Consider the following 11,627-nt stretch of genomic DNA (forward strand, 5'->3'; position numbering starts at 1 on the left):
TAATATAGTTAGAAAATAAAAGGGAGAAACGCGTATGAGTCCCGAGGAGACATTACTAAAAATCAACGAAGCACAAGTGAAACAAATCGAACAATTAACAGCTCAGCTCGCTCAACAAGCGAATGAGCTGACATTGTTGCGGGAACAAGTCGCTTACCTCACCCAAAAAATCTTCGGTAAATCCAAAGAAACACTACCTCCTGATCATCAACTCACCTTCTTTGATGCACCAGAAGCCCCTCCTATCGTGGAAGAGGACATCGAGGAGGTTACCGCGAAACGGAAGAAAACAAAAGGCAGAAAAAAAGCCATTTTAGACCAGTTTCCGGAGCAGCCTGTTCACCATCGACTGGAGGGAGAAGCCTGTACTTGCCCCACGTGTGAGGCAACGTTGGACGCCATCGGGAGCTATGCCGTGCGAGAAGAAGTCATTTACCTTCCTGCCAAGCTTCAACGACAAGTGCACTACCAACACGCTTATAAGTGCGCAGCCTGTTCCAAACAAGGGCCAGAAGATAAGATTATCAAAGCACCAGTTCCCAAAGCGCCTATCGATAATAGCTTGGGTTCTGCTTCGATTATTGCCCAGTCGATGCATCAGAAATTTGAGTTAAAAGTACCTGCCTATCGTCAAGAAAAAGGTTGGCACCGCATTGGTTTACCCATTACGCGCCAACAAATTGCCAATTGGCATATACGAGTGTCGGAGTATTATTTAGCCCCTTTTTATCAACTGTTGAAAGACACGCTACTTCAACAGCCGATGTTACATGCCGATGAAACAACGTATCGGGTGTTGGAAAGTGATACCGTGAATACGCATTTTTGGACCTTTTTAAGCGCCAAACATAGTGAAAAGCCGATCACGCTCTATCATCACGATCCAAGTCGGGGAGCCCATGTCGCTCAAAGCTTTCTTGGTACGTATAAAGGGTACATCCATTGTGATATGTGGAAAGCTTATCAAGCCCTTTCTAACGTAGAGTTGGTCGGGTGTTGGGCGCATGTTCGTCGCAAATTCATAGACGCGATGCCAAAGGATTGTCCCGCCGATGCGTTGAGTCGACAAGCAGCCGAGAGGTGTGACCAATTCTTCACGTATGAGCGCGCGTGGTCCAAACTATCCGATGAGGAAAGGCTGNGGGAAACGCCAAACCATCTTGAAACCCAAAATGGATGCCTTTTTTGATTGGTTACGGGAACAAGATCCTTTATCCGGCAGCAAGTTAGGCGAAGCGATACAGTATGCTTTGACATACGAGTCCACGTTTCGCACGGTCTTGAAAGATGCGAAACTAGCGCTTGATAACAACCGAGCCGAACGCGCCATCAAACCCTTCGTGATGGGAAGAAAAAACTGGTTATTCAGCGCCACCTATGAAGGAGCGACAGCCGCTGCGATTATCATGAGTATCATCGAAACAGCGAAACAAAATAACCTCGTTCCCGAAAAATATATCACTTATTTACTCGAAGAACTTCCTAACCTTCCCACCTTAGCCAATGAGGAAGATTGGAAGGCTTATTTGCCATGGCGTTCCCACGTCAAAGAACGTTGCCAGGAAAGAACGCTGCCAAAGCCATGAAACAAGAAATAAGGATAAATCTCCCCAACCCTTCTGTTCCTCTTTCTAGAACAGTTTATCGCAGGGTTGGGGATTTTTCTATACACTTGAGTATTGATCGCTTACGCTATATTTCCAGCCTTTTGGCGGTATTTCCGCCAAGAGTTCTGGAAAGCCAACCTTTGTGGACTGATTTTTCTAGCGATCGCATATATTTTGCGTATGGATATGATCTTGTTAAAAGAGTTTCCGCAATGGACGTTTCAGTTGCTGTTAGGTATTACATTTGGTTTGGGGGCCTTGTATGCCGTTATGCTGTTGTATTTCTTTCCGGTATACGTCCATTTTGATATTTCCTTATGGCAATCGTTTAAGTATGCCTTACTTATCGGACTTTCACACCTTCCGATCACCATCATGATGATCATTGGCAGTATCGCTGTATTTAGCCTGTATTGGTTCGTTTCTGGACTGATACCATTGCTCTGTGTCAGCTTATTCTGCCTGAATCTGATGTGGTTTGGGTATCGCTCCTTTAAGAATATCGAATACGCACAGCAGAAGGCATAACAGGCCATCACTATATATAGAAAAAAGGGAAGGTGAACACATTGAAAAAAGCACTTATATTTCAAGGGGGATGGCAAGGCCATGAGCCGGAAGCATCAGCCGACATTCTAGCAAGGTTGCTGGAGGAGGAAGCGTTTGATGTCAAGATTACCGATACACTCGATACGCTGCGTCAAGAGGATTTAACGGTCTATGATTTGATTGTGCCGAACTGGACGCAAGGCACGATCGAACCGGAACAGCTAAAACCATTAATGGAAGCGATCGAAGCTGGCACAGGACTGGCAGGTTTGCATGGCGGGATGGGTGACTCGTTCCGGATGGAGGTAGACTATCAATTTATGGTGGGCGGTCAATGGGTCGCCCATCCAGGGAATGACGGGGTTGAATATCAGGTGCATATCCTCGATTCCGATCATCCGTTAACAGAAGGGATGCCCGACTTTACCGTGGTCTCTGAGCAATATTATATGCATGTCGATCCAGCCGTTCATGTCCATGCGACCACCCGTTTTCCAGTAGCAGAGGGCCCTTATCAAACCAATGGCGAAGTCGATATGCCGGTGGTATGGACGAAGAGATGGGGCAAGGGTAAGGTGTACTACTGCTCCTTAGGGCATGTCGCAGAGATTGTGCGGATGCCAGAGGTCCTCGATTTAATGAAAAAGGGCATGGTCTGGGCCAGCCGGTAAGTGTGTGATAAAGAAAAGAAAAGGGGTAGTGTAATGGAATCATTGAAGGTTGGCATCATTGGCTGTGGTAATATCAGCCGGATTTATTTAGAAAATCAGCAGCGCTTTGCAAACTATAAGGTAGTGGCCATCGCTGATCTGCTTATTGAGCGCGCTCAGGAGCGGGCCGAGGAGTTTGGTATCGCCAAGGCCTATACGACAGAGGAATTGTTAGCCGATCCAACGATTGATTTGGTGGTTAATTTAACGATCCCTGCCGTTCACGCCGATATTGCCAAGCAGGCCTTGGAACATGGCAAGCATGTCTATGGCGAGAAGCCACTGGCTGTGGAAAGAGAAGATGGCAAGGAGATACTAGAACTCGCCCAGCAAAAGGGTCTCTATGTCGGCAATGCACCCGATACCTTTTTGGGAGCGGGGCTGCAGACTTGTAAAAAGCTGATCGAGGATGGCTGGATTGGTACACCCATTTCTGCGACGGGTTTTATGATGGTGCCAGGGCATGAGCGGTGGCACCCAGACCCTGCCTTCTATTATCAACGCGGGGGTGGCCCTTTATTTGATATGGGTCCTTATTATATAACGGCCTTAGTTGCCCTAATGGGACCGATCAAAAGGGTTACTGGATCGGCACAGATCACCTATCCGGAGCGCACGATTACCAGTGAGCCAAAGTTTGGTGAGACGATCACCGTCGAAACCCCAACACAGATTAATAGCGTGCTGGACTTTGAATCAGGAGCGGTCTGCTCATTGGTTACCAGCTTTGACACTTGGCATCACCATCTGCCGAATCTCGAAATCTATGGTACGGAGGGCAGTATCATGGTACCAGATCCCAATACATTTGGCGGTCCGGTCTGTGTCCGGCGCAAGAACAGTCAGGAATGGAGTGAGATCCCCTTACTTTACGGCTTTGCCGACAACAGTCGCGGCTTAGGTGTAGCGGAGATGGCCGATGCGATTATAACCAAACGGAGATCGCGGATCGATGGCGAGCTGGCTTATCATGTTTTAGATATCATGCATGGCATTCTGGAATCGTCCGAAACTAGCAGGCACTATCAAACAGAAAGCCGTTGTCCACGGCCAGCGTCACTGCCAATCGGATTTGATGAAACTTTTTTAAAACAAAGAAAGGTGGAGGAGTAAGATGAAATTAGGAACATTTCTTGTATTATTTGGAGACAAGCCCCTGGAAGAGGCACTAGACACCGTACAGCAGGCCGGGCTGGAAGCAGTAGAAATCGGAACAGGCGGCTATCCGGGCAATGCCCATTGTAATCCCGCGGAATTATTAGCAGATCAAGCCAAGCTGGAAGCCTTTCAACAGGCCATCGACTTCCGTGGTTTAACAATTAGCGCACTGAGCTGTCACGGCAACCCGCTGCACCCCAATCGGGACATCGCAAATAAGCACCATCAGCAATTTGAACAAACCGTACAGCTGGCAGAGAAACTCGGGGTAGATACGGTCGTTACCTTTTCCGGCTGTCCTGGAGAGTCAGCGTATTCCAAATATCCCGTCTGGGTCACCGCAGCCTGGCCAGAGGACCATCCAGAGATATTGGCATGGCAATGGCGCGAGCGGGTCTTACCTTATTGGAAAGAACAGAATAACTTTCTTGCCAAGCACGGTGTGCGCGTGGCAATTGAGCCCCATCCAGGCTTTGTCGTCTACAACAATGAAACGGCATTAAAACTAAGACGGGAATGCGGGGATCAGATAGGTGTCAACTTTGATCCAAGCCACCTGTACTGGCAGCAGATGGATCCCGTCGTCAGCATTAAGGAATTAGGCCGAGAACAAGCACTATTCCATTTTCATGCGAAGGATACGGCAATCGATAAGCAGAATACCGAAGCAAACGGTGTGCTGGACACCAAACCTTATACCGATGAGCTAAATCGTTCCTGGATCTTCCGCACCGTCGGCTTTGGCCATGGCATCGAAGAATGGAAACGCATCATCAGCGCCCTGCAATTAGCCGGCTATGAAGGTGCCGTCAGCATTGAACATGAAGACAGCCTGATGTCCGTGGAAGAAGGCTTCCAGAAGGCCGTCGCTTTATTACAAGAGGCCTTAATTAAGGAAAAGGTAGGTGAGGTATGGTGGGCCTAGTGCAGCAACCGATTCGTATCGGCATGATCGGTTATCAATTTATGGGGAAGGCTCACAGCCATGCCTATCGGGATCTGCCTTTTTACTTTGATACGCCATTAAAACCAGAACTTAAGGTTATCGCCGGCCGTAATGAAGCAGCAGTAAAAGAAGCGCAAGCACGCTACGGCTTTGAATCTTATGAAACCGACTGGCGTAAGTTGATCGAGCGTGAGGATGTCGATGTTATTGATATCGTCACGCCGAACCATACCCATTTAGAAATTGCCTTGGCCGCCATCGAAGCAGGCAAGCACCTTATCATCGAAAAACCACTGTCCATGAATGCAGCGGACGCCAAGCGTATGTATCAAGCCACGAAGAAGAGTGGAGTGAAGCATATGATCTGCCACAATTACCGTTTCGCTCCGGCAATCCAATTCGCCAAGCAGTTAATCGATCAAGGCAAGATCGGCCGTGTCTTCCATTACCGTGCCAACTATCTGCAGGATTTTATTATTGATCCCGATTTCCCGTTAGTCTGGCGATTAAAAAAGGATATCGCCGGCTCCGGAGCACTCGGGGATCTCGGCGCTCACAGCCTAGACCTGGCTCGCTTTTTGAACGGCGAAATCAGCGAACTGACCAGTACCATGGAGACCTTTATTAAAGAACGCCCACTCGGCGACATGACCGGCGGCTTAAGTGCCAAGGGAAGCTCCGATCAAATGGGCGAGGTAACCGTTGATGACGCCGTAGCTGTGATTGCCCGATTTGAGAATGGCGCCCTAGGTACATTTGAAGCGACTCGTTTGGCCAACGGCAACCGCAACAAGAACAAATTTGAAATCAATGGGGACAAAGGCTCGATCCGCTGGGATATGGAGGATATGAATAACCTGGAGCTCTATCTCCATGATGACGAAGCAGGCGAGCAAGGCTTCCGTTTGATCAACTGTACCGAAGAGGTCCACCCTTATGCCGGTGCCTACTGGCCAGCGGGACATATTATCGGTTACGAGCATACCTTTATCAACCTGATGCATGAATTTCTCCAGGGCATTGCCGAGGATTATCAACCCAAGCCAGATTTTGAAGATGGTCTGAGAAACCAACTACTGCTGGAGGCGATTGAGCAATCAGCAGAGGAGCGGGCGTGGGTGAAGGTGGAGCGGGTGTAATTGAAATGAAAAACAAGGCAGGCGCTGACACCCAGCAGCCTGCCTAGTTGCTTATATTTACGCCAAAATATTATTAATCGCTTCCAGTTCTTCCTCGCTAAAGTCCGTGTTTTCCAATGCTTGCATATTCTCTTCAATCTGGCTGACACGGCTAGCACCAATTAAAGCAGAAACCACTGATTTCTCCTGTAACACCCACACCAGTGCCATTTGTGCCAAAGTTTGTCCCCGTTCCAACGCCAATTCATTAAGCGCCTTCAGTTTTTGCAGCTTGTCAGAAGTAATATCACGTTCATTTAAAAACGGAATAAACTCCTTCGCCGCCCGGGAATCCTTAGGAATACCATTAAGGTACTTGCTCGTTAACAGCCCTTGCGCTAATGGGACATAGGCAATACAGCCAACGCCGTGCTCGGTTAAGACATCGGACAGTCCCTCTTCCAGTTTACGATCAAGCATAGAGTAAGCCGCTTGATGGATGATAAAAGGCGTTCCTTGCTTTTGCAAGATCTCCGCCGCCTGCTGCGTCTGCTCCGCGTCATAGTTGGAAATACCAACATACAGCGCTTTACCTTGACGGACCACTTGATCCAGCGCTCCCATCGTTTCTTCTAGCGGTGTATCTGGATCCGGACGATGATGATAGAAGATATCAACATAATCCAGCTTCATTCGCTTTAAACTCTGATCAAGGCTGGAGATCAAATACTTACGAGAGCCCCAATCCCCGTAAGGCCCGTCCCACATCCGAAACCCTGCCTTCGTGGAGATAATCAGCTCGTCCCGATAAGGAGCCAGGCTTTCCGTCATGATACGTCCGAAATTCTCTTCCGCAGCCCCGGGAGGCGGACCATAATTATTGGCCAAGTCAAAATGCGTAATTCCCAAATCAAACGCTCTCATTAACATCCTGCGCTGATTATTCAAGGTATCCTCGTCCCCGAAATTGTTCCAAAGACCAAAGGAAATCGCCGGTAACTGAATACCAGAATTGCCACAGCGGTTAAATACCGCGCTTTCATAACGCTTTGGATCTGCTTGATAATTCATCCTCGTCCTCCTCTAAATCGATTAGTAACCTACTTCTACGGCAGCGTTGACCATATACATCAAGTCATTCTTATCCGCTTGATCCTCCAGAATAATACCCGATGTCGTAGCCATCCCGCCATCGATCACTTCAACCGTTACCATCCCATAAGGAATCTCCTGCTTCACCTGATCGGTATCCACCAATTCCTTATCAGCAGGCACCGCCAGTTTGACGTTAACCCTCATGTTGTGTAAATCCTGACCGGGTAAGTATTCCTTGATGCCAGGCATAGAGTTATAGTGAAGCGCATTCTCAACCGCGCGAATACATGCTTTGGTGATATTCTGTCCGTGTACATCAATTCCCGTACCTGTTTCGATGAAAATGATCTTCTCCATATTCTCGCCTCCCATATAGAAGTGTTCTCAATTACTAGATTACTGGATTCAGCCAGCAAAATCAATTTATAAAACTCTTACTGATAATGGGATTTATCTGGTATAATGGATATAAGAGACTTGCAGGAAGGATGACACCAGCGTGAAAATATCTATCATCGCAGTCGGCAAACTAAAAGAGAAGTACCTAAAGCAAGGCATAGAAGAATATATGAAGCGCTTAACTGCCTACGCCAAGGTGGAGATCATTGAATTACCCGACGAAAAAGCACCAGAAAACATGAGCGAAGCCGAACAAGAAGCCATCAAACGCAAAGAAGGCGAACGAATACTATCCAAAATCTCACTAGATACATACGTTATTTCCCTGGAAATAAAGGGCGACATGATCAGCTCCGAAACATTCGCCAAAAAACTAGAAAATCTGATGGTCCACGGGAAGAGCAAGATCGCCTTTGTGATTGGCGGATCCTTGGGATTGAGCGAGGAAGTGCAGGAGCGGAGTAATTATGCGTTGTCCTTTTCGAAGATGACGTTTCCGCATCAGTTGATGAGATTGGTGTTGGTGGAACAGGTTTATCGGGGGTTTCGGATATTGAAGGGGGAACCGTACCACAAATAGAGGCAAAAATTGTTGTAGATAAGGTGGTAATTCTTTGTCGGAAGCGGGTATTGAAAACAAGTTTTCATTATCCGTTTCACGATATAACAAATGGATAAGAATAAAGGTCTTGGATATGTTGATTTCTGTAAAATCAAAGTCGAGTTCAATTTCATTAATTGTTCGTGACTTTGATTTTTGTTGTTTGATCGTTATTTTGTTAATAAGATGTTGAAGCAACCGCTTCTTATTCTCCCTTGAAGAACTTTTATACATTAAGAGAAATTGTTTTAGTAGTAATTCAATTAGTTCGGGCTGTATAATCCTTGAATCGGTAGAGCTTAACTCTACGGATATCTCATTTTTCTTTTGCTGCAATTCCTCTTTTTCATTACTGACTTTCTGTAGTCTTTCTTGAAGAATTGCTGTCGGTAAGGTGTTCTTTTCAAATGCTTCCATATAACGGTCTTGTAATGACTCTATTTCGGACAAGCGTTCTTCGATATTTTCTAATTCCTTATTGAGCTGACTATGTGAATCAACGGAGTTTGAGTTTATATCATGAAGCGTTTTATATAACTTCTTCTTAGAAAGTATTGTTTCGATTCTATTTATAACTGAATCCTCTGCATCATACGCTTTAATTGAGTTTGCTCTGCACGCAGATGATCCTTTATTGTGGAAATCACCACAAACATAATAACGATGTTTTCGTTTTGTTCCGTCTTTCCGAGTGTGAGAAGTGATAGATGGAACCATTCCTTGCCGACAATCAGGACAGCGTAAAAGGCCGCTTAGTAAGAAAGGTTCATTGGATTGACGCTGTTTAAAGGATTTACTTTTTCTTCTTGAGTGAACAATACTCCATAATTCATCCGATATAATGGCTTCATGTTGACCGTCAACAAGGATAGGATTAGGATTTTTACCCCTTCTTCGTTTTGTATCCCAATTCTCGAATTGTAACCATCTGATTTTTCCAATGTAGATAACGTTGTCAAGGATTTGTGCTACACCATTGATGGAAAAGTAACGATTACGTTTAGTCTTATAACCTGCTTTATTTAGGTGATTGGAAATTGCTCTTAGTCCTTTGCCATCTGCATACATAGTAAAGATTAACTTCACTACATCTGCTTCCTTATGATTGATAACAAGTTTTTTCTTATCAGAATGATTGTAACCAAATACAACACCACCATTCCATAATCCTTCCAAAGCTCTTTGTTTCATACCAAGTTTAACGTTTTCTGATAATGTATTGCGTTCCATCTCTGCAATTGAAGCCATAAGTTGTACAACTAAACGACCAATAGGTGTTCCAGTATCAAAGTTTTCCGAGTAGGAAATGAATTTCACCCCATAGTCCTCAAATTTATCCAATAGTGTTAGGGTGTCCAACATATTACGAGAAAGCCTTGAAATTTTCCATACAAGAACTGCTTGGAATTTATCCTTTTCAACATCCGCAACCAACTTTTGCATAGCAGGGCGACCTTTAATGTTCTTACCAGATATCCCTTCATCAACGTATTCTTCTGCTACTTTCCATCCATATAATTGTGTATATTGACGTAAGGTTTGTAATTGAGCGGAGATGCTGTAACCCTCAGTCGCTTGTTCTTCTGTACTTACACGACAATAAATTGCTACGTTTTTGATTTCTTCCAAGTAAATAGCCTCCTTTCAAATTTATTCTAAGACTTAGACGCAAAAAAGGAAAGGAGGTTATCCTTCCCTAACTTTAAGAAGCTATTTCCATCAAAATATTTTCATCAAAGTGATAGTGGATTTCAGAAATCTGGCGTTTTTTCCTTTTGCCACCTGTATCCACCTCTTCAATTTGTATATCAGAAATAATCTCTCTAAGAAGTCCTTTTTTTTCAGTATCATCAAGTGAGTAAAAGAAACTTTCAAAGTTGTTTAAAACCTGTTGAACAATAAATGTGGTGTTTTGAGAAGAGGATAGATGAAGTTTTGCTTCGATATTTTCTTTACGGGTTTTTAGTTCATTTTTCATATTTTCATATCTTGATACTTGATCTTGTAGTGTTTCTTTGGGAATTGTATGACTTGTAAATAAGTCAAATAGTTCGTCAATTTTATTTTGAAGTTCTCTTTCTTCTTGTTCAATCATGGAATATTGTTTTTTTACTGGAATTTGTTCAAGTTTTATTTGCTGTTTAATTTTTTCTGAAAGGAGATTTTCATAATCTGGGGATTGTAATTTTGAGGATAATTCATTGAGGACCTTTGCTTCGGCCTTTTCCTTGTTGACTAAGTTTGATTTACAAAGTCCTTTAGTCTTGTTTTTGCTACATTGATAATATAAATATTTACCGCCTTTTGACTTGTGCTGAACCATAGAAGACCCACAATCTGGACATCTTAGTAAGCCAGATAAGAAGTATGAACCTTTGTGTATCTTTATAGGATGATAGCTTTTGGCTTCAAATATTTGCTTTGCTTTTTCCCATTGTGCATTACTGATAATTGCTTGATGTTTTCCGATGTAAATCTTTCTCTCATCATTTTTCTCGCCCCAACGAATAAATCCAGCATAAATTGGGTTTGTAACTATGGTTTTAATGGATATAACATCCCATTCTCTTTGGGCTTTTGCTTCAGTGTATTGTGTATTTAGGAAATGGGCAATCTTTTTATATCCCCAATCATCATTTGTGTATCGATCAAAAATAAATTGAACGACTTTTGCTTGTTCTTTATTTACTTCTAGTTCCTTCGATAGTGTAGAGTTATAACCAAACACTTTCCCGCCATTAAACAAACCTTGTTGTGCTCTTTTTTTCATACCATTTTTTACGTTTAAAACAATATTCTCTCTTTCTTGCTCTGATTGTGCAAATTTGTTGATTAGCAATGTTTTGGCATAGGGGTTATCTGAATCAAAACCATCTACTATTGATACTAGACAATGTCCATGGCTTTTTAACAAATCAGCTACATGAATACCATCTACAGTATTTCTTGATAATCTGTCAAGTTTAGCTAATACGACGTATACTTTTTGATTTTTGTTGTTTTCTATCACATCGTATATCATCTCTTTAAATACGTCCCGATTCTCAATACTTTTCGCTGATCCCGCACCCTCATCGTAAATTTTTGATAAGGTTAGTCCTTTTGATTTACAGAAATCTTGTATCATATCATGTTGGGTACTGATGGAGAATCCATCCAATTGCTTACCGGTACTCACTCTTGAATATCCTACTGCCTTTGCCATTATTCATTCACCATCTTTTCATTTTTAATCTTATTTTTCAATTTGTCGTTTTCTAAAATTAGATCCACAAACATATTCAAAAAGTTATTTGCATGAACCTTTTTTGAATCTTTCTCTCCAAAAATTATATCGTTAATTTTACCTCTTGGGTCTAAGAAGAAATCGTCTTTCACAATGCCCTTCCTCCCTCAATTTATTTTGATTTCCTTAAAATATCGCTGTTTTTCTATCTTTTTCTA

The 11,627-nt window shown here is 43.6% G+C and carries 12 protein-coding genes and 2 pseudogenes; 9 read left to right on the top strand and 5 right to left on the bottom strand.

The window, feature by feature from the left end; genetic code table 11:
• Positions 1-34 precede the first annotated feature (34 nt).
• The 8 genes and pseudogenes from tnpC (at position 35) to BN6556_RS20050 (ending at position 6,109) form a co-directional block, all read left to right on the top strand.
• On the top strand, positions 35-1,189 hold the full coding sequence (tnpC, locus tag BN6556_RS20025) for an IS66 family transposase (RefSeq protein ID WP_316245306.1): 1,155 nt from the start codon (positions 35-37) through the stop codon (positions 1,187-1,189).
• Complete coding sequence (locus BN6556_RS22775) at positions 1,161-1,586, top strand: IS66 family transposase (protein WP_316245307.1); 426 nt, start codon at positions 1,161-1,163, stop codon at positions 1,584-1,586. The genes tnpC and BN6556_RS22775 overlap by 29 nt, the downstream gene beginning before the upstream one ends.
• Before the next feature lie 93 nt (positions 1,587-1,679).
• A pseudogene (locus BN6556_RS22865) lies at positions 1,680-1,781 on the top strand (DUF624 domain-containing protein); the annotation flags it as partial.
• An 18-nt stretch (positions 1,782-1,799) separates the two neighbouring features.
• The gene (locus BN6556_RS20030; protein ID WP_235817558.1) at positions 1,800-2,135 is read left to right on the top strand and encodes a hypothetical protein; all 336 of its coding nucleotides are present in this window, start codon (positions 1,800-1,802) and stop codon (positions 2,133-2,135) included.
• A 41-nt stretch (positions 2,136-2,176) separates the two neighbouring features.
• Positions 2,177-2,827 (top strand): ThuA domain-containing protein, encoded by a 651-nt coding sequence (locus BN6556_RS20035; RefSeq protein WP_066195504.1) that lies wholly within the window; start codon positions 2,177-2,179, stop codon positions 2,825-2,827.
• A gap of 33 nt (positions 2,828-2,860) precedes the next feature.
• On the top strand, positions 2,861-3,979 hold the full coding sequence (locus tag BN6556_RS20040; RefSeq protein WP_066195507.1) for a Gfo/Idh/MocA family protein: 1,119 nt from the start codon (positions 2,861-2,863) through the stop codon (positions 3,977-3,979).
• A gap of 1 nt (position 3,980) precedes the next feature.
• Positions 3,981-4,949, top strand: a complete 969-nt coding sequence (locus BN6556_RS20045) for a sugar phosphate isomerase/epimerase family protein (RefSeq protein WP_066195514.1) — start codon at positions 3,981-3,983, stop codon at positions 4,947-4,949.
• Positions 4,937-6,109: a Gfo/Idh/MocA family protein gene (locus BN6556_RS20050; protein WP_066195517.1), complete on the top strand. Its 1,173-nt coding sequence runs from the start codon at positions 4,937-4,939 to the stop codon at positions 6,107-6,109. Before BN6556_RS20045 ends, BN6556_RS20050 begins: the two co-directional genes overlap by 13 nt.
• A gap of 57 nt (positions 6,110-6,166) precedes the next feature.
• On the opposite strand, the gene mgrA is transcribed toward BN6556_RS20050, so the two are convergent.
• Complete coding sequence (mgrA, locus tag BN6556_RS20055; RefSeq protein ID WP_066195521.1) at positions 6,167-7,159, bottom strand: L-glyceraldehyde 3-phosphate reductase; 993 nt, start codon at positions 7,157-7,159, stop codon at positions 6,167-6,169.
• A gap of 21 nt (positions 7,160-7,180) precedes the next feature.
• Positions 7,181-7,540, bottom strand: a complete 360-nt coding sequence (locus BN6556_RS20060) for a Lin0512 family protein (protein ID WP_066195523.1) — start codon at positions 7,538-7,540, stop codon at positions 7,181-7,183.
• Between the two features lie 142 nt (positions 7,541-7,682).
• Between BN6556_RS20060 and rlmH the strand changes: the two genes are divergently transcribed.
• Entirely contained in the window at positions 7,683-8,162 is a 480-nt protein-coding gene (gene rlmH, locus BN6556_RS21790) for a 23S rRNA (pseudouridine(1915)-N(3))-methyltransferase RlmH (protein ID WP_078060178.1), read from the top strand.
• Positions 8,163-8,756: 594 nt separating this feature from the next.
• Here the strand turns inward: rlmH and BN6556_RS20065 are convergent.
• The 3 genes and pseudogenes from BN6556_RS20065 to BN6556_RS22205 form a co-directional block, all read right to left on the bottom strand.
• Positions 8,757-9,812: pseudogene (locus BN6556_RS20065) on the bottom strand (recombinase family protein); the annotation flags it as partial.
• Between the two features lie 73 nt (positions 9,813-9,885).
• Positions 9,886-11,388, bottom strand: coding sequence for a recombinase family protein (locus BN6556_RS20070; RefSeq protein ID WP_066195530.1), 1,503 nt, complete (start codon positions 11,386-11,388; stop codon positions 9,886-9,888).
• Complete coding sequence (locus BN6556_RS22205; RefSeq protein ID WP_161485728.1) at positions 11,388-11,561, bottom strand: hypothetical protein; 174 nt, start codon at positions 11,559-11,561, stop codon at positions 11,388-11,390. The genes BN6556_RS20070 and BN6556_RS22205 overlap by 1 nt, the downstream gene beginning before the upstream one ends.
• Between the last annotated feature and the right edge of the window lie 66 nt (positions 11,562-11,627).

The organism is Gracilibacillus timonensis (assembly GCF_900086715.1).
Taxonomy (GTDB): domain Bacteria; phylum Bacillota; class Bacilli; order Bacillales; family Amphibacillaceae; genus Gracilibacillus; species Gracilibacillus timonensis.

Excerpts from the sequence above, each read along its gene's own strand:
- BN6556_RS20045 (WP_066195514.1), top strand. The coding sequence starts at position 3,981 with ATGAAATTAGGAACATTTCTTGTATTATTTGGAGACAAGCCCCTGGAA.
- mgrA (WP_066195521.1), bottom strand. The coding sequence starts at position 7,159 with ATGAATTATCAAGCAGATCCAAAGCGTTATGAAAGCGCGGTATTTAAC.
- BN6556_RS20040 (WP_066195507.1), top strand. The coding sequence starts at position 2,861 with ATGGAATCATTGAAGGTTGGCATCATTGGCTGTGGTAATATCAGCCGG.
- BN6556_RS20060 (WP_066195523.1), bottom strand. The coding sequence starts at position 7,540 with ATGGAGAAGATCATTTTCATCGAAACAGGTACGGGAATTGATGTACAC.
- BN6556_RS20050 (WP_066195517.1), top strand. The coding sequence starts at position 4,937 with ATGGTGGGCCTAGTGCAGCAACCGATTCGTATCGGCATGATCGGTTAT.
- BN6556_RS20070 (WP_066195530.1), bottom strand. The coding sequence starts at position 11,388 with ATGGCAAAGGCAGTAGGATATTCAAGAGTGAGTACCGGTAAGCAATTG.